We start from the raw sequence: 18696 nt of genomic DNA, 5'->3' as shown, positions 1-18696 counted from the left end.
AGGGTAGAATTCGGCTGGATAATTCAAGATTTTCTTTTTAGTTCGAAGGGCTAGAAACACCGTGGACACACCCGCTCGCCGAGACGGCACACCGGAGACCGCTCCGACAGACATCTATCTATCGCAGGCCAAGCCCGCTAAACGTCAGCACGTGACTGAGCAAGAGGCAGCCGCAGCCCTGAATAAGCCCGACTCGGAGAAGGCGCAGGTGCGCTTGCAAAAAGTGCTGGCTTCCGCTGGCGTAGCCAGCCGCCGGATGAGTGAGAAGCTCATCGCCGCAGGCCGAGTCGAAGTCAACGGCGAAGTCGTGGTGAAGATGGGCACTCGCATCGACCCGAGCGTGGACATTGTTCGCGTAGATGGCGAGCGCGTGCAGGTCAATGAGGAAATGGTCTACTTCGTACTCAATAAGCCGCGCGGTGTGCACTCCACAATGAGTGACGAGCTGGGGCGTCCATGTGTGGGAGACCTAGTGGGGACCCGACTGAAGGAAGGCCAAGGCCTGTTCCACGTTGGGCGCCTGGATGCGGCAACGGAGGGACTGCTGTTGCTCACCAACGACGGCGAATTGGCCAACCGTCTGATGCACCCCAAGTACGAAGTGAAAAAGACCTACATGGCCACCGTGCTGGGCGAGGCCAGCCGCAAGTTGATCCGCGAGCTAAAAGACGGCGTGGAGCTGGACGACGGCACTGCGCGTGCCGACAATGTGCAGATTGTGGACGTGTGGCAGGGCAAGTCGCTAATCAAGGTAGAACTGCACGAAGGTCGCAAGCACATCGTCCGCCGCATGCTGAAGGAGGCCGGTTTTCCAGTCCAGGCCCTGGTACGCACAAAGATTCACACCGTGCAGCTAGGGGAACAGAAGCCGGGCACGATCCGCGCACTGAACCAGGCAGAACTGCAGAGCTTGTACAAGAAGGTCGGGCTGTAAGCGCCCTAAAAGCGCTTTACAGCCGGCACAAACACAAAATCAGTTAGGGAACGACCTTTTAGCCATGACGAATGCACCTTATTTTGAGCCCGGCTCCGCACTAGACCAGCTCGCCCGCGTTAAAAACATTGAAGACGGTGGCCTGATTGTCGCCGTGGACGGCCCCAGCGGCACCGGCAAATCCACCGTGTGCCGTCGCTTGGCCACCGCCGCTGACGCGAAATACCTGGATACCGGAGCGATGTACCGCGTAGCTACCCTGCACGTACTGCGCCAGGGCATCGACCCTTCCGCAGACAACTCGCGTCCGGACATCATCGCCGCCACGGCAGATCTGCCATTGGAGATCAATGAAGATCCCACGTCTACAGAGGTGCTGCTAGACGGCATGGACGTGTCCGGAGAGATCCGTGGCCCCGAGGTGACCGCCCACGTATCGGCCGTCGCAGCCATCCCAGAGGTCCGCGAAAACCTGGTCGCTTTGCAGCGCTCTTTGGCTTTCGCTGCTGGGCGATGTGTGGTCGAGGGGCGCGACATCGGCACGGTGGTGCTTAGCGACGCCCCAGTGAAAATCTTTATGACCGCCTCCGCAGAGGTTCGAGCTCAGCGTCGTTACGATCAAGACCTAGCCGCTGGCCGAGACGTGGATTACGACGCGGTACTCGCGGATGTGCAGCGACGTGATGAAGCCGATTCCTCCCGCGAGACTTCTCCGCTGCGCCCCGCCGAGGATGCGGTGATTGTGGACACGGGCGACATGGACATCAACGAGGTGCTAGAGAAGCTGGCAACGCTGGTACTCGCCAGTGCTCGTCCGGATTCCACCGAGTCTCCTTCGGAGCTGATTTTCCGTACTGCGGACGGCGAAGTGCTGGGGGAGTCCGACTTCACCGCTGCCGAGTTCTCCGAATACGACGATGACGACTTCGACGAGGGCAACGAGGCCGGGCCGGATGAGTTCTTCATTACCGGCCCGGAGGATTTCACCCTTGAAGGCGGCGGCGATCTACCGGAATCCGACGAAGATTGGGAGGCTTTGGAGGAAGCCTTCGGCGTGCTGGGCGACGAGGAAGCAGAGCAAGAGGCACTGTGCACCGTCGCCATTGTGGGCCGCCCGAACGTAGGCAAGTCCACGCTGGTGAACCGATTTATCGGTCGTCGCGAGGCTGTGGTGGAGGACTTCCCGGGCGTGACCCGCGACCGTATTTCCTACTTGGGTGAGTGGTCTGGCCGCCGCTTCTGGGTACAGGACACGGGTGGTTGGGATCCCGATGCCAAGGGCATCCACGCCGCAATTGCCCGCCAGGCGGAAACTGCTATGGAGACCGCCGACGTGATCGTATTCGTGGTTGACACGAAGGTCGGCATCACCTCTACCGACGAGGTTATCGCCCGCAAGCTGCAGCGCAGCGAGGTGCCGGTGATCGTGGTCGCTAACAAGTGCGATGCCGATGCTCAGCTGGGCGATGTCGCTGAGTTCTGGGCACTCGGTCTGGATAACCCGTACCCGGTGTCTGCACAGCACGGCAAGGGTGCGGCTGACGTTCTGGATCAGGTTTTTAATTCCTTCCCGGAGCACCCCCGCGAACTGTCGATTGTCTCCGGGCCGCGTCGCGTGGCACTGGTCGGCCGCCCGAACGTGGGCAAGTCCTCACTGCTGAACAAGATCACGGGCGAGGAACGCTCCGTCGTCAACAATGTTGCCGGCACCACCGTCGATCCAGTTGACTCCATCGTCGAATTGGAGGAAAAGACCTGGAAGTTTGTCGACACCGCCGGCATCCGCAAGAAGACGAAGCAGGCACGCGGCCATGAGTTCTACGCCTCCCTGCGCACTCGTTCCGCCATTGATGCGGCGGAGGTCGCTGTCTTTCTTGTGGACGCCAGCGAGCCCATTGCCGAACAGGATCAGCGCGTACTTCGCATGATCCTCGACTCGGGTCGTGCCCTGGTGGTGGCTTATAACAAGTGGGATCTGGTGGATGAGGACCGCCGCGAGTTGCTGGAGCGCGAAATTGAGCTGCAACTTTCCCACGTCCCGTGGGCGCGTCGCGTGAATATCTCCGCGAAGACCGGCCGTGCACTCCAGAAGTTGGAGCCGGCGATGATTGAGGCTCTAGAGAGCTGGGATCAGCGTATTTCCACCGGCCAGTTGAACACCTGGCTTCGTGCCGTGATTGCGGAGACCCCGCCGCCGATGCGTGGCGGACGCCTACCGCGCGTGTTGTTTGCCACCCAGGCTTCCACCAAGCCGCCGGTGATCGTGCTGTTCACCACCGGCTTCCTGGAGCACGGCTACCGCCGCTTCCTGGAGCGCAAGCTGCGTGAGGCCTTCGGCTTTGAAGGTTCGCCGGTGCGCATCGCGGTGCGTGTGCGCGAGAAGAAGCGTAAGAAGTAGCACAGCGCACGCAGTCCCGCGTTAGCGCAGCACCAGGATCCAGATTGCGATGTGGTGCAGCAGCGCCGCCAAGATTGTGGCGGCGTGGAACACCTCGTGGAATCCAAACCAGCGCGGGGAGGGGTTCGGCCACTGTTTGGCGTAGATGACTGCGCCAACGGAGTAGACGATTCCACCGGCCAGCATCAGCAGGCTTACAGTCAGCCCCAACTGCTGGTAGTAGCCAACGGCGCCGATGGCAGCCAGCCAACCGAGCGTGAGGTACGTGGTGGCATCCAACCACCGCGGGTGATCAATCCACACCAGATTCAGTACTACTGCCGCGGCGGCGGCCAGCCAGCACACGGCCAAGATCCACAGCCCGCCGGTGTTAAACCAACCCCAGCCGGTGAACCATTGCGCGCCGAACGCGCCGACCGTCACTGGCCCGTAAGTGGCGGCGATGAAGACCGCGATCATGGCGTGGTCGGCCCGGCGCCAACTATTGACCGCGCCCTCGGAGCGCCACGGCACTCGGTGGTACAGCGCGCTGACGGTGAGCATCCCGGCCAGGCACAGGGCGTACAGCGCCGTGGCCATGGTCATCCAGGACAGGTGAAACTTGGAGGCCGCAACGATGGTCAGCGCGGTTCCCATGCCGCCGAAATACCACGCGGCAGCGGTGTGCAGGCGACCGCGCATATAGGGGCGGGGGCCTCGGTCGAAAACAGGACGTGGAGGCTTCTTCGTGAGAACTTGAGTTTCTTGCACGAAAGAAAGCCTACGTCAATGCGCGTTAGAACAAGCCCGAAATGACTCCACTCTCGTCCACGTCAATGCGCTCAGCCGCGGGCTTCTTCGGCAAACCAGGCAGTGTCATTACGTCACCGGTCATGGCCACCACGAAGCCTGCGCCGATGCGTGGCACCAGCTCGCGGACGTGCAGCGTGTGTCCACTGGGCGCGCCAAGTGCGCTGGGGTCGTCACTGAAGGAGTATTGAGTCTTTGACACGCACACTGGCAACTTGTCCCAGCCGTTCTCCTTCAAGAACGCCAAATCCTTCAAGGCCTTCGGTCCGAACTGGACGTCCGCTGCGCCGTAGATCTCCGTGGCAATCGTACGCAAGGTGGCTTCCACGCCATCGACTGGCTGATAAATCTGGTGGCTGGAGCTAGGGGCGTCATCACCAGAAGCGCCATCGACGACCTCCAACACGGCAGAGGCTAGATCCGCTGCACCGGCACCGCCCTCGGCCCACACATTGCACTCGACGACACGCACGCCGAACTGCTCGCCCCATTCTGCGATCTGCTGGCGATCCGTAGCGCTGTCGGTACTAAATAGGTTCAGCGCCACCACCGGCTCCACGCCGAACTTGCGGATATTGCTGACGTGGCGCTCCAGGTTGGACAGTCCAGCCTTCAGTACCGAATCGCCGTTGTGCTTTAGCGAACGAATAGTGGCCACGACCACGGTCGCGGCGACATCGAGGCCACCGGCGCGAGCCTTGATATCGAAGAACTTCTCCGCACCCAGGTCACTGCCGAAGCCGGCTTCGGTAAGCACGACCTCCGACAAGTCCAGCGCCGTCGTCGTCGCGATCAGCGAGTTACAGCCATGCGCGATATTCGCAAAAGGCCCGCCGTGCACCAGCGCCGGCGTGCCACCCAGGGTTTGCACCAGGTTCGGGTTGATCGCGTCGCGCAACAGGGCAGTGATCGCACCTGCGCACTTCAGATCACCCGCTGTCACGGGCTTGTGGTCGTAGGTTTGACCCACCACAATGCGTCCGATGCGCTTCTTCAAATCTTTCAAGTCGGTGGCCAGGCACAGGATCGCCATGATCTCGCTGGCTGCCGTGATGTCGAACCCGCCCTCGCGCGGGGTGCCCTGGCCCGGCCCGCCCAGACCCGTGACGACGTGGCGCAGTGAGCGGTCATTAACGTCCAGGCAGCGTCGCCAGGTCACCCGTCGCGGGTCAATGCCTAGCGCGTTGCCGTGCTGCACGTGGTTGTCCACCATTGCAGCTAGGGTGTTCGTCGCTGCGGTGATGGCGTGCATATCACCGGTGAAGTGCAGGTTGATGTCCTCCATCGGCACGATCTGCGCATAGCCGCCGCCCGCTGCACCGCCCTTGATACCCATGACTGGTCCCTGGGAGGGCTCGCGGATCGCCACCATCGTCTGGCGCCCCGCTGCTCGTACGGCATCGGCCAGGCCGATCAACACGGTGGACTTGCCCTCGCCGGCGGGTGTTGGGCTCATTGCCGTTACGAGTACGAGCTTGCCCTTTTTATTGACGCCCTCACGCTCCGCCTTCAACGCGGGAACATCGATCTTGGCTTTTGTGCGACCGTAGGGGATCAAAGCTGCTTCCGGGATGCCGGCGCGTTCTGCGATTGTGGTGATGGGCTCCAGGGTGTGAGCTTGGGCGATGTCTACATCGCTGGGCTGAGGATTGCTCGTTGCAGAAGAATTAGTCATACTCCCAGAATAAACGTCTACCCCTATAAGCCCCCGAAATAATGGGTGTAGGGGAGGAGGACACTAGACTCTAGGGGGTAAGCGGGTGACCCCCGATGTTTTCTAAAACGATCCTCTCCAGTGAGGTAGTGAGGTATAGATGACCGACAACGCACCGACCACCAGCGATCTGCACAGCGACTGGAATGAACGCCTAGCTTTGGCTCAGGAAATGCTACCGCTGATCAGCCGCCTGCACCGCGACAAGAACGTCGTGACTTCGATCTTTGGCCGCCTGCTGGTGAACGTCACTGATATCGACATCATTAAGTCTCACCGCTATGCCCGCCGCGTGGTGGAGAAGGAACTGCCGCTGGAGCAGACCCTGCCGGTACTGCGTGAACTGGTGGAAATGGACTTGGGCACCGCCTCCATCGACATCGGATCCCTGGCTAGCCGCTACAACAAGAACTCGGAGGGTTTGACCCTGCGCGAGTACCTGGAGCGTGAGCTGGCAGAGGTCATCGGTGGCCCGGAGCAGGTCGAGCCCCGCGACGTCGTCCTCTACGGTTTTGGCCGTATTGGTCGCCTGCTGGCCCGCATCCTGGTTTCCCGCGAGGCAACCTACGGTGGCGCCCGCCTGCGCGCGGTCGTCGTCCGTTCCAAGGGCGAGGGCGACCTGATCAAGCGTGCCTCCCTGCTGCGCCGTGACTCCGTTCACGGTGCCTTCGACGGCACCATCACCACGGATGAAGAGAACAACACGATCTGGGCAAACGGCACCCCGATCAAGATCATCTACGCCAACAACCCCGCGGAGATCGACTACACCAGCTACGGCATTAACGATGCGATCGTGGTGGACAACACCGGCGTGTGGCGCGACCGCGACGGTCTGTCCCAGCACCTCGAGTCCAAGGGCGTATCCAAGGTTCTGCTAACTGCCCCGGGCAAGGGTGACATCAAGAACATCGTTTATGGCATCAACCACGGTGACATCACTGAGGATGATCGCATCCTGTCTGCGGCGTCCTGCACCACCAATGGCATCACGCCAGTGCTGAAGGTCATCAACGATCGCTACGGTGTGCAGCACGGTCACGTCGAGACCGTTCACTCCTTCACTAACGACCAGAACCTCATCGATAACTTCCACAAGGGCGATCGCCGTGGCCGCGCTGCAGGTCTGAACATGGTGCTCACCGCCACCGGTGCAGCGAAGGCCGTGGCAAAGGCTCTACCGGAGTTCGCCGGCAAGCTAACGGGCAACGCCATCCGCGTTCCCACCCCGGACGTTTCCATGGCTGTGCTGAACCTGACCCTGGACAAGGAAGTTGAGGCCGACGAGGTAAACAACTTCTTGCGCCGCGTTTCCCTGCACTCCACGCTGCGTCAGCAGATCGACTTCATCAAGTCCCCGGAGGTTGTGTCCACCGACTTCGTTGGCACCACCCACGCCGGCATCGTCGACGGACTGGCCACCATCGCTAACGGTAACCACCTGGTGCTGTACGTCTGGTACGACAACGAGTTCGGCTACTCCAACCAGGTGATCCGCATTGTTGAGGAGATCGCAGGAGTGCGTCCGCGGGTTCTGCCGCAGCGCGCAGCTGCCCTGGACCTCTAAGACCGGGTGCTGTTAGAGCAGCATCAGTAGTAGCACCTGGCAGCCGATGATCTTGCCGATCATCGCTGCTGGGTACACCGTGGCATAGCCGCGCATGGGTAGCTCTGTGCCCGATTGATCGTTGAGGTAGCTAATCACTGCGGGGTTGGTAGAGACGCCCGCAGCCATGCCCATCGCTTCATCCCATTTGAGGCGCAGCAGCCACATACCGCCCAGGCCACAGACAAGCGCCGAGACGACTGTGATGATAAAGCCCAGCGCAATGTAGCTGAGCGACGTGATATCCGTCAGCGCGTCGCGGAAGCCCGTGCCAGCGATGGTGCCAACACCTGCCAGGAAGATGGCCAGTCCGAGGCTGCTGAGGGCCTTGTTCGCGTGATAAGGGATCTGCCAACCGATGGGGCCGGTGCGGGCAAGCGCGCCGAACACGAGACCCATGACAATGGGGCCACCGCCGAAGCCCAGATTGAGTGTGGCGCCTCCGGGCAGGGGGATGGGGATCGCGCCGATAAGCAAACCGATGGCTAGGCCGAGAGTAAACGGCAGCAAATTGACATCTGCGAGGGAACGCTCCGAATCGCCCAAGAGCTGAGAAACCTCGTCGATGCGGTGCTTAGGAGTGACCACACGGACGCGGTCGGAGTAATGCAGTACATCGTCTGGACCCGGAACCAGGTCTTCGTCGCCGCGACGAATGCGGGCGATGATGAAGCCATGGCTGATCGGATCAATGTCCTTGATGCTGCGCCCGGCGATGTTGGGGTTTGAAAGGGTAATGCGGCGGTAGCCGATGTAGGAGCTGTCGATGTCGATATCGACCTCTTCACCTAGCGCAGCAGTGGCTTTATCCAGGGAGTCGGGCGTGCCCGTAATCACGACGATCATGCCAGGGAAGACCTCGGCATCCGGGTAGGCCAGCTTGTGGTCCTTTTCCTGCACATCCTCAGTGGCATGGTGTGGTCGCACCAGACGGGTGACGATGATCTTTGTGTCAGCGATGGTGCGCAGGTCACGTACGCAGCCCGTAATGCCGTCTCGCAGGCGGATGCCACGGTGCTCCAGTGGAGCATGCAGAACGTCCTCGTCGATAGCGTCCTGTCGGTGGTTAACTTTGAGAAGCTTCGTACCGATGGCTGCAACTGCGATGGCTCCCAGCACGCCACCGGGATAGGCCAGGGAGTAACCGACAACTGGGTGAGCAGCCAACTCCCGGTTGGTGCCCTCTAACATATCCACGACAGCCGCCATACCAGGGGTCGAAGTCAGTGCAGCAGCGAAGGAACCGGTCGCGGTGGCGGCCTCCACACCAAACAGCGGCACCAGTAGCCACGTCATGCCCATGAGGCCGACGAGGAGTACGACCACAAAGAGGAGCATGCGCCATCCGCGACGGCGGAAATCGGCAAAGAAGGCATGGCCAGCCGTTAGTCCGATGGCGTAGACGAAGATCGCCAAACCGAATTGGAACAGCAGCGGGGGAAGCTGGATGTTGGGATCCAGGGTGGAGAAGATGATGGCGACGAAAAGAATTGCCGCTGTGCCCAGCGACATTCCGCCCAAGCGAATCTTGCCGATAGCGAAGCCGAGGGCGAGGATAATGACGAGGGCGATGAGTGGATTCTCTGCGAGGAAGGCCAACATGAAAACGATCCTATAAAGAAATCCCCGCCCACACGAGGTGGACGGGGACCAGTGAGAAACCTCAGAAGAAGGGGGATTCCTACTTGCCGGTGATCAGGCCGACCAGGCCAGCGATAGCGCCGCCGATTACCTGGACGAGGTTCTGGAAGAAGGTTGCAACGAGTTCAATCATGGGAGTGATCCTTTCTGTGTGTAGTGACTGACGCTAAGGGTTTATGTGGGTTTGTTTAGCGCCTTCACCAATACAAACGATTCCCACGCCTAAGTGTTACGCCCTCAAAACAAGTTTTTAAAATTTTTTCTCTGAGCAGTTCGCCTACGCTTGAGCGCATGTCAAGAAACACTGCACAAGGAACCCTGGAGGAGCTGTTTTCGCGCACCAAGAACCTCGATAGCGCGGGGTACGGAGCATATAAAAAACTCGCGGGGGCCTATAGCGAACCCGGCCTGACAGTTTCCATCGACCACGTTCAGGCCGATCCCTATGCCAGCCCCTCCAAGGTGCGCCTCATTCTGCCGATGAGCGCCGCGCATATTCCCGCGCACCTCGTTAGTGATGCCACCGGCAGGGTAGCGGTCGCCGATTTCCTGGCCCGCCGAATCCAGACAGAGCGCAACCGTCCGAAGAACGTCCACATCGGCGACATTGGTCAGCAGGTTCTCGAACGTACCCACGTGCTTGTCACCCCTGATCGTGTAGAGGCCCGCCTGCTGGTAGGGCTGCCCGCCAAGGGGCGCCGTATTCTCGGCCGCCAAGCCGCGCACCTCCTGGCCGACGATCTGCCTGCCCTTGCAGATGTTTGTTTGCGCTTTGACCGTTTCGCTCCTGCCGACGCCGCAGCGCTCGCAGACCACGTGGCTCTTCTGCGTGACCAAGAGGCTCTGCGTGCCCAGCTGAAACCTCGCAAGCTCGTTGCTTTTGTCGGCAACGGCGCCATCCTTCCGCGCGCCGCAGGCGATAGTGATCGTCCTCTCGCCACAGCCCAGGCCACAGCCTTCCAGTCGCCTGAATCGCTCACCCAAACCTTCGAACTCCCTAGTGGTCGCACAGTCACCGGCATGGGCATCCCGGAGGGGCTGACCGTTATCGTTGGCGGGGGCTATCACGGCAAGTCCACTCTGCTCCGCGCTCTGGAACGCGGCGTCTATCCCCACATCGCCGGCGATGGTCGTGAGTGGGTTATCTCCCGCGCCGACGTCGCCAGCGTCCGTGCCGAGGACGGCCGTCCTATCACCGGCGCCGACATCTCGCCGTTCATCACCAACTTGCCCACCGGCGCCGATACGCGCCGCTTCAGCACCACCAACGCCTCGGGTTCCACATCGCAGGCAGCCAATGTCGTCGAAGCGCATGCCTCGGGGACATCATCGCTGCTTATCGACGAGGACACTTCGGCCACCAACTTCATGATCAGAGACCGCCTGATGCAGCGCCTCGTGCCGAATGATAAAGAGCCCATCACCCCGTTTGTGCAGCGCGTTCGCTCTTTATACGACGCCACCTCGGTCTCCACCGTGCTGATCGCTGGCGGCTCGGGTGCTTATCTGCAACTGGCCGATACCGTCATTGCAATGGATGCCTACCGTCCCAGCGATGTCACCGCCCGTGCCCACGAACTCGCGGGGGAGGAGGAGCTGTCAGAACAAGAAGGGTTCCAGCACATCACCGCTAGCCGCATCTTGGCTCGCGGCGCCTTGAAGTCGCGAAAGCCTCCCAAGCCACGGGGGCTATCCACCATCAGCGTGGATCGCTCGGACATCGATCTAGCAGCCGTTGGCCAACTCGTTGCACCCTCGCAGACCGCCGCGATTGCTGCGGCGCTGGCTTGGCTATCGAAAAACGCCGATGGCCAGACCCCGCTGGTGGATCTGGTCGCTCGCTTGGAACGCCACATCACCGAGGATGGTCTGGCCGTTTTGGTGCCCGGGCGTGATCACCCCGGGCATTTGAGCCGCCCACGTGGGGCGGAGATCCTGGCAGCAGTAAACCGCTACAGGGAGCTAAAGCTCGCTTAGAGAACCTGGAGCTTGTTCTTCTTTACAACGTCCAGGCCGCGGGTCGGGTAATCGGTAATGAGGCCGTCCACCTTAGCGTCGACCATGGCCTGCATGTCGGATTCCTCGTTCACGGTCCACGGCAGAACCTGCAACCCCGCAGCATGGGCGGAAGCCACGTTCTCCGGGGTGACCAGCTTGTAGTCCGGGGATAGGATTTCCGCGCCCAACTGCTTAGCGGCCTTGTTCACGTCGCCACCGAGCTTGTCGTAGTCAACGTCACCGATCCACTGGGAGCCGGATTTCCACGTGGTGGCGTCATAAAGAAGAGCGAGAGAGATGTCCGGCTGGGCCTTGCGCACAAGTGGCAAGGAGCGCCAGTCGAAAGACTGGATGGTGGTGCGAGAGGTTGCCTTGTTGTGGCGGACGACCGGCAGGATCGCGTCGACAAACTCCTGCGGTGTGGCAGACTTCTCGCGGTTCTCGGCCTCGATTTTGGTCTCGATGTTGAAGCGCATCTGCGGATCGGCGGCAGCAATATCGAAGACGTCCTGCAGCTGCAGCAGCTTGTTCGACTTCTCGGCCTTAGCCTCGGGGAATCCCTTCAGCACCTTGTTGCAGTTCAGGGTCTGCAGCTGCTTCCAATTCAGCTCGTGGACGAGCTTGCCCACGTAGGGGAACTCCGGGTCGTTCTCGGTGGCTGGCTTGGTATCGGTGCACTTGTCGGCCTGGATTTCCGGATCGTGCCATACAACCGGGGTTCCGTCCTCGGCCAGTACGATGTCCAGCTCGAGGGTGGATACTCCCATCTTTAAAGATTCTTCAAAAGCCTTGCGGGATTCCTCGGTGTACTCGCCGCGACCGCCACGGTGCGACTGCAGGTCGAAGCCCTGCTGCTCCTCCGGCTGAGGTTTTGAGGAACCTGTTACGGATGAACCGATGGTGAGATTAAAAGAAGAGCCGGCGACGGAAGAACCGATGCTGGAGTTGGTGGCGGCAACTGCGGTGCCTGCGGAGCCGATAGAAACGATGGCGGCCACGGCTGCGGCAGTGGCCTTGCGCCAGGTGAGGGGTGTCTTCATGCTTTCCTAACTGGGGGAGCTATTTGTTAAAAGATCATGCGTCTACTGTGAGACAACGCACATGAATTTAACAAGGATTCAGCTAGTCTGCAGGGCGAGCTAAATCCACCCATTCGTCTTCGCCACGTGCGCCGCCTCGTAGCGATTGCCTGCACCCGTCTTCGACATGATGCTGGAAATGTGATTTCGTACCGTGCCCGGCGACAGGTGCAGCGCCTTGGCGATGGAGGGGGAGCTCTTACCCTCGAAAAGCTGCTGACACACCTCGGTCTCACGTTCACTAAGGGGATTATCGGGCGTCAATAAGCTTTCCTGGGCAAGCGTCGGGTCGATAACGCGCAGGCCGGCATGGATCCGTCGGATAGCATCGGCGAGCTCCTCGGGAGGCGTGTCCTTAACGATGAATCCGTCCACGCCAACCTCCATGGCACGTTTCACGTACCCGGCCTTGCCGAATGTCGTCACGATCAGGCAGCGGCACCGATTCCCGGCCAGCTCCTTTGCGGCATCGATGCCGTTCAGCCCGGGCATTTCGATGTCCAGCAGAGCCACGTCGATGGGCTGCTCCTGCGCGAGAGCCACGGCCTCAGTCCCGGTCGCACATTCGGCAACGACTTCGATGTCCGGCTCCGCGTTGAGCAGCGCGATCAATGCTCCGCGCACCAGTGATTGGTCCTCGGCAAGTAATACACGAATGCTCATCGGGCGGCCTCCTCTGGCACTGCGCCGTCGTCGATTAGTTTGTCGTCGCCTTCCATAGCGATCAACACCGTACTCAGACCCCGTTCGCGGCGTACGATCAGCTGCCCGCCGGCTACCTCGACCCTCTCGCGCAGGCCGGCCAAACCGCCAGTACCCTGCGTGGCTTCACCGTTAAACCCGCAGCCGTCGTCGGTAACCTGCAGCTTGTGGGCATTGACGCTCACCCAGCACGCGCTCGCCCCGGAGTGCCGCACCACGTTTGTCGTGAGCTCACGCAGCCCCCAGGAAAACACCGCGTCGTGTGCGCCCGGTGCTTTCAGGAGTTCGGGTAGATGCGCGGTGACGCCCTTAGTTTCCAAAGCCCGGCGCGCTGCCTGCAGCTCACCGGCGAAGGTGGGTGTGCGCATGCGGGTGACTGTCGAGCGCACTTCCGCCAAGGCCAGGCGGGAGAGGTCGCTGATCTCCTTGAGCTCCTGTTTGGCCTGCTCGGGGTTGCTATCCATTGCCCGCCTGGCGACCTCGGACTTCAGGTTGATAACCGTCAGCGAGTGACCCAACAGGTCGTGCACGTCCGTTGCGATATCCTCTCGTTGCTGCGCCAGGTCCAGGTCGTGTCGCAGCTTGTGGCGGGATTCATCGTATTGGCTGAAGATCCCAAGTGCGACGAGCATCAGCGGCATGCCGAAAAGGGTGAATGCAGCCCAGGTAAGGTCGTCCGGCGACCAGTTCCACACAGCGACAGTCCCGAGCACACCCGTTGCCACCACGATCGGCAGCGCCTTTCGTAGCGTCACCGTGAATCCCAACATCGCGGCCAGGTAGGGAGCAAAGGACACTGCGCCAGACTTCATCGCGGGCACGCTGGCCAACGCAATGGCTAGCAGTATGCCCCAGCGCAGCAGTGCCCGCGCAAGTGTTCCCCAGTCACGGGGGAAGTACTTCAGCGAGCCGAAGGCGTAGAAGTAGAACGCGCCGAAAGCCAGCAGGCATACTGTCATCCAGGCTTTCGCCGTAGTAGAGAATCCTTCCCCCATGTAAACCTGCAGAGCGACGGGCACCAGGAATACCAGCCATATTGAAGCGAAGATGGCGGAGTTCAGCCGGAACCCGTCGAAAGGGCGCATTAGCTTCGTCCCTTGTCTCGCTTGCTCATGAGAAGGCAAAAGCCTACGAAGATCGCCGTCCATATTGCGATGCTAACCCAGGCGTACCACATCGGGTCGAACAGCAGCCCTTGATCGAGCAGTTGTGCGCCTTCTGCCAGCGGCCAGCGCACCAGCGTTACCGCGCCGTACATGGGGGTGAAACGTCCCACCTGCAGCAGCGTTCCGCTCAGTGGCATGAATACGTTGCCCGCGAAGGCGAGAATCACGATGGAGGCTGTGGCGATGGCCACTGTATTTTCTTTGGGGATCAGCAATGTCCATGCCAGGCCGTAGAATCCGAAGGGAATGGCACACAGTGCACATGCGATGAAGCTCAGTATCCACTGGTCAGCTTGCATGTGTGATTTCGTCAGCCCTCCGACAACAAACACTGCCGCTATCGGCAGCACTGCGCGCACGGTGATGCTTAAGGTAGTGGCGAAGGCGAGCTGCCAGGGACGCAGGGGTGTCAGCGCCAGCTGCCTACCCCATCCGCTGCGGCTATCGGTTACGGCAGATCCCGCCGCGCCAACTGCGCCTACCACGCCCGCGTAAAAGGCCATACCCAACATGACGAAGGCAGAGACGTTACCGCCGTTCATTTCCTGATCGCCGTAGTCCTGCAGTGCGCCGAAGATCAGGTAGAAGAAAATCGGTAGGCCGATGCTAAAGAAAAGGGTGGTCATGTCCCGGCGTAGGCGCAGCAGCTCGTGACCGGCGAATTTCAGTGTGGTGCTCATGGTTAGGCCTCCGGGGTTTCGTTCGTCAGCGCGAGGAACGTGTCCTCCAAGCTGTGGCTGGTGATATCGAGGTTGCGGGCGTCCGTTTCCGTCAACAGGTACCGGGCAACTGCGTCGGAGTCTTCCGTCGATATACGCAGGCGACGGCCGTTTGTTTCGCTACTTGTGACGCCCGGTAGTCCCGACAGATCCGGGAATCCACTGGAGAATTCGGCGCTGACCACGCGGTGGGAGCTCATGTTTCGCAGCTCGTCGGTGGTGCCGTCCGCAATGATCTTCCCCTTATTCATAAGCACAATGCGCTGGGCGAAGTTATCGGCTTCCTCCAGGTAGTGCGTGGCGAAGATGATCGTGCGCCCTTGTTGAGCCTGGTTCTTCATGGAGTCCCAAAAGCGGTGGCGCGCGCCGGCATCCATCCCCGCGGTTGGTTCGTCGAGGATGAGGATGTCCGGATTGCCGAGAATGGCCAGGGCGAAGCGGATGCGTTGTTGTTCGCCGCCGGAGCATTTGCCTACGCGGCGCTTGTAGATCGGTTCCAGATTCGCTTGCTGGATTACTTCTTCGATCGGCAGGTGCTCCGGGAAGGCAGCGGCGATCATCTCCACCGTGTCCTTCACGGTCAGTTCGTTGAGCAGGCCGCCGGTCTGCATTAGTGCGCTGATGTTTTGGTTGTATATCGCTTGCTTGGGGGAGTGTCCCATGACCGTAACGGTTCCGGCGGTCGGGGTGGTCAGCCCTAGGATCAGGTCCACGAGTGTGGTCTTTCCCGCGCCGTTGGTGCCCAGCAGTGCGACGATCTCTCCTGGGCGGATGTTGAGGCTAACGTTCTTCAGCGCGTGCACTGGTTTGTTGGATCGTGGGTTGAAGGTCTTGCTGATTCCGCTTACTTCTATGGCGTGTGCCAGTTGTGTTGTGCTCATGGTTTTCACGTTATTTCGCCGACGAAGGGGGCGCGCATACCGTTCATCACGAATTGCACCATGACTTTTGTCATGCCTTTTTTGCAGACTCCCGCACCGCCTAAGCGGGTTTTTGCATCCTGCGTTTTAAGGTGGGGCTGTGAAAACCGAGTCCACCACCAAGAGGCTGCCGGGCGCTTTCGGCGCGTTCGTGGCTTTCGCCCTGCTCGCCGCGTATGCGGTCTACCGGCTCACTCTGCCGGAAACTCGCGCTTCCTGGTTCACAAATCTCTTTAAGTGGCCGACGGACTTTAAGGTCTATTACAACGCGGCGGTGGCTCTGAACAGCGGGCAGGAGCTGTACTCCCAGCCTTTCGTAGGGGGCCTTCCTTTTACGTATCCGCCCTTTTCCGGCGCGATCTTCAGGGTGCTGCCCTTGGCCCCGTTCGAGGTTGCGGCGAGTATCTGGTTGGCGCTCACCGCGTTGGTGCTTTTCGCGGTGATTGTCGGTGTTTTCCGCGAGCGTGGTTATGCCTGGTCCCCGGGGCTAATCCTCGTTTCCCTGGCGGCGCTAGTCGCTTCCATCCACCTGGCCCCGGTTTTCGGCACCTTCTTCTGGGGCCAGATCAACATCTTCCTCATGGGCTTGGTTGCCCTGGATTTCCTGCGCAGGCGCACCGGCAACAAGGGCGGCGGCGTATTCAGTGGTGTGGCCGCCGGCATTAAGCTCACCCCGGTCTTCTTCTACCTGCCGTTGTTGCTGGGCAGGCGCTGGCGCGCGATGGTCTACATGACCCTCACGATCCTCGCGACCGTCGTCATTGGCTTCCTGTTCGTCCCGGACGCCAAGTCTTTCTGGCAGACCAAGATCTTCGAAACCCAGCGCATCGGCGGCGAGGACAATCCCGGCGCGCAGTCCCTCGGCGCAGTCTTGCACCGCCTCGGTTACGACAACACGGTGCTGTGGCTCGTCGGCGTTGTCGCCATCGTGGTGCTGTACAGCATCGTGGTCCTGGGCTGCTACCGTCGCGGTAACTACTCGATGATTATGGCCCTCGGCGGCGTTGTCGCCTGCATCATCTCGCCGTTTAGCTGGTATCACCACTGGGTGTTCTTGGTACCGCTCTTTGTCGTTTTTCTGGACGCCGGGTTCCGGCTGGTACAGGCGGTCTCAGACAAGGTGAAGGGAGTGCTGGGCTGGGTTGTTGAGCAGCTCCTGAGCTTCGCAGTGGTGGCGGTATTGACGGTGGTGTTCCTGCCTTTCGTCAGCAACGCCACGTCCCGCAGGTTCGGCTTCTTCGGCCAGGGCGTGGCTCACGATAACCCGCTGTGGCAGGGCGCCTTCACCTTCCTGGGCGTGGCCTTCGTCGTGGTGGCTGCGGCGTACTATGCGGTGCGGTATTTCACGGACCGCCGTGCTACTGGGACCGAGCGCGACGCTGCTGATTCTCTGTAAAGGTGCGTTCGGCGAGGGATTCGCCGGCACCGTCCTGAAGGTGGACAACAACGTTGATCCCAAGTTCTTCGAGTTCCTCGACATCCTCGCGGTACATGGCCACTGAACTGATGGTGCATTCCTCCGGATTGATGCTGGAGGCAAAAATCTCCTTTACTGCGTCTACGTTGGCGTGCTGGGCGGGCATGGCAAGCATGATCATGTCGATCTGGTGGCTGTCCTTCACACGCTCCCAGAAGTCGATATCTGTGGCGTCGCCCTCCACAACGTTGTAACCGCGCTCCTGCAGGTGGCGCACTCGGGCGGGGTCGTGCTCCACGCCCAAGACCTTCGTGCCGTAGACCTCGGTGAGTTCGTTGTAGCAAGACACCCCCAGGCGGCCCACGCCGAGAACCAGGGCGTGGGCATCGCCGAGTTTGATGGGGCGATCCTCTGGGTGGATCTTGTGCGGCGGGCGCGTCGGGAGGCGCTTTGCCAGGCGTGTTGCCCGCGAGACACTCTGCGGGTTCAGAATTGCGGAAATGACGAAGCTGAGGGATACCGCGAGTACTAGGGAAAGCAGCCAGCGCTGGTTGAGCCAACCGTCACTTACTCCGAGAGCAGCGATAATGAGCGCGAACTCCGAGTAGTTCGCCAACAATAGTGAAGCGAGAACGGAGGTGCGATTGCGCAGTCCGAGGCCCCACAGGATCGCCCAGTAGGCGATGCCTTGGACGGGCAGCAGAATGAGCAACAGGGCAGCGTCGGCGAGGTTTTGCAGGTTTGGTAGACCCAGGAAGCCGATGTTGACGAAGAAGCCAACCAGCAGTAGCTCCTTGAGGGTAAACAGGGAGTGGCTGAGTTGTTCTGCGCCGGGGGAGCGGGAGAGAACCACGCCCATGATGAGGGCTCCGAGGCTACCGGAGAGCCCCACCCATTCGAAGAGTGCGTAACCCGGCAGCAATGCCATAACGATGCCGAACAGGGAGCCAAGCTCGCCGTGGCCGAGCTTGTACCAACGGCGGGTGGTCAATGCCAGCAGCGGGACAATGGCGACTAGCAGCAGGGAGGCCAGGCGTGGCGGTTCGCCCCGAAGGATGCTCATGAACGCGACGGCCAGAATGTCCTGCATGATCAGCACGCCGACGCAGATGTTGCCGTAGAGGGCTTGCTCGTCGCCTCGGTCCTGCAGGATCTTGATGACGACGATGGTGCTGGAGAAACTCAAGACCAGAGCGATATTTACGGCCACGGAGAAATCGGTGGGGCCGAAGGCACCGAGGGCGCCGAGGCCGGTGATGAAGCCAGCACCAATAAGCGTCATCACGAGAACATGAGCGCTCGCGGTGAGCCAGACTGCCTTATCCGTCAGCGCGCGAAGATCCAGGCGTAGGCCGATGGCGAAGAGCATGAGGGTCACACCGATATCGGCGAAAAGGTCCAGGGAATCAACGTGTTCCACACCGGCCGCGTGGAGCGCGAAACCGGCTGCGAGGAAGCCAATAAGGGGTGGGAGCCGCACGGCCCAAGCAATGAGGCCACAAACGAAGACCACACCGAGGTAAATCAGCAAGAGCTCCATGGATGTAGTCTACCTCACAGGGGCTGGTAACTCGCCAATGGAGGCGATTTCTACCCCGAGTGGGGCAGATAGT

General features: G+C 60.8%; 14 protein-coding genes. 5 read left to right on the top strand and 9 right to left on the bottom strand.

Annotation, left to right across the window (positions count from 1 at the left end):
- The first annotated feature begins 61 nt into the window (after positions 1 to 61).
- Positions 62 to 934 carry a pseudouridine synthase gene (locus ACUY2T_RS04545; protein ID WP_293791167.1) on the top strand — a complete coding sequence of 291 codons (873 nt, stop codon included), beginning with the start codon at positions 62 to 64 and terminating at the stop codon, positions 932 to 934.
- Positions 935 to 998: 64 nt separating this feature from the next.
- On the top strand, positions 999 to 3332 hold the full coding sequence (der, locus tag ACUY2T_RS04540) for a bifunctional cytidylate kinase/GTPase Der (RefSeq protein WP_448307724.1): 2334 nt from the start codon (positions 999 to 1001) through the stop codon (positions 3330 to 3332).
- A 21-nt stretch (positions 3333 to 3353) separates the two neighbouring features.
- Here der and trhA read toward each other — a convergent pair whose 3' ends face one another.
- Entirely contained in the window at positions 3354 to 4013 is a 660-nt protein-coding gene (trhA, locus tag ACUY2T_RS04535) for a PAQR family membrane homeostasis protein TrhA (protein WP_448307738.1), read from the bottom strand.
- 94 nt (positions 4014 to 4107) lie between these two features.
- Positions 4108 to 5796 carry a formate--tetrahydrofolate ligase gene (locus ACUY2T_RS04530; RefSeq protein WP_448307723.1) on the bottom strand — a complete coding sequence of 563 codons (1689 nt, stop codon included), beginning with the start codon at positions 5794 to 5796 and terminating at the stop codon, positions 4108 to 4110.
- A 139-nt stretch (positions 5797 to 5935) separates the two neighbouring features.
- On the opposite strand from ACUY2T_RS04530, the gene ACUY2T_RS04525 reads away from it, so the two are divergent.
- A complete protein-coding gene (locus ACUY2T_RS04525; RefSeq protein WP_293791171.1) occupies positions 5936 to 7402 on the top strand; it encodes a glyceraldehyde-3-phosphate dehydrogenase in 1467 nt (488 codons plus the stop codon).
- 12 nt (positions 7403 to 7414) lie between these two features.
- On the opposite strand, the gene ACUY2T_RS04520 is transcribed toward ACUY2T_RS04525, so the two are convergent.
- Entirely contained in the window at positions 7415 to 9043 is a 1629-nt protein-coding gene (locus tag ACUY2T_RS04520; protein WP_448307722.1) for an aspartate:alanine exchanger family transporter, read from the bottom strand.
- Positions 9044 to 9373: 330 nt separating this feature from the next.
- Between ACUY2T_RS04520 and ACUY2T_RS04515 the strand changes: the two genes are divergently transcribed.
- Positions 9374 to 11059, top strand: a complete 1686-nt coding sequence (locus ACUY2T_RS04515; protein ID WP_448307721.1) for an ABC-ATPase domain-containing protein — start codon at positions 9374 to 9376, stop codon at positions 11057 to 11059.
- On the opposite strand, the gene ACUY2T_RS04510 is transcribed toward ACUY2T_RS04515, so the two are convergent.
- From ACUY2T_RS04510 to ACUY2T_RS04490, 5 genes are all read right to left on the bottom strand, one after another.
- Positions 11056 to 12120: a glycerophosphodiester phosphodiesterase family protein gene (locus ACUY2T_RS04510; RefSeq protein WP_034976611.1), complete on the bottom strand. Its 1065-nt coding sequence runs from the start codon at positions 12118 to 12120 to the stop codon at positions 11056 to 11058. The two genes, ACUY2T_RS04515 and ACUY2T_RS04510, sit on opposite strands and share 4 nt — an antisense overlap.
- 99 nt (positions 12121 to 12219) lie before the next feature.
- A complete protein-coding gene (locus ACUY2T_RS04505) occupies positions 12220 to 12822 on the bottom strand; it encodes a response regulator transcription factor (RefSeq protein WP_034967700.1) in 603 nt (200 codons plus the stop codon).
- Positions 12819 to 13946, bottom strand: a complete 1128-nt coding sequence (locus ACUY2T_RS04500; RefSeq protein ID WP_034967702.1) for a sensor histidine kinase — start codon at positions 13944 to 13946, stop codon at positions 12819 to 12821. Before ACUY2T_RS04500 ends, ACUY2T_RS04505 begins: the two co-directional genes overlap by 4 nt.
- Positions 13946 to 14707 carry an ABC transporter permease gene (locus ACUY2T_RS04495; protein WP_448307720.1) on the bottom strand — a complete coding sequence of 254 codons (762 nt, stop codon included), beginning with the start codon at positions 14705 to 14707 and terminating at the stop codon, positions 13946 to 13948. Before ACUY2T_RS04495 ends, ACUY2T_RS04500 begins: the two co-directional genes overlap by 1 nt.
- Before the next feature lie 2 nt (positions 14708 to 14709).
- Complete coding sequence (locus ACUY2T_RS04490) at positions 14710 to 15627, bottom strand: ABC transporter ATP-binding protein (protein WP_448307719.1); 918 nt, start codon at positions 15625 to 15627, stop codon at positions 14710 to 14712.
- Positions 15628 to 15766: 139 nt separating this feature from the next.
- Here ACUY2T_RS04490 and ACUY2T_RS04485 point away from each other — a divergent pair, with 139 nt between their 5' ends.
- Positions 15767 to 17062: a glycosyltransferase family 87 protein gene (locus ACUY2T_RS04485; protein WP_051879606.1), complete on the top strand. Its 1296-nt coding sequence runs from the start codon at positions 15767 to 15769 to the stop codon at positions 17060 to 17062.
- Here the strand turns inward: ACUY2T_RS04485 and ACUY2T_RS04480 are convergent.
- Positions 17025 to 18623, bottom strand: coding sequence for a cation:proton antiporter domain-containing protein (locus tag ACUY2T_RS04480; RefSeq protein WP_448307718.1), 1599 nt, complete (start codon positions 18621 to 18623; stop codon positions 17025 to 17027). The genes ACUY2T_RS04485 and ACUY2T_RS04480 overlap by 38 nt on opposite strands.
- Positions 18624 to 18696: the final 73 nt, after the last annotated feature.

The sequence above is a fragment of the Corynebacterium sp. 22-2729 genome, from assembly GCF_053479475.1.
This window is presented reverse-complemented; position numbering and strand designations above follow the sequence as displayed.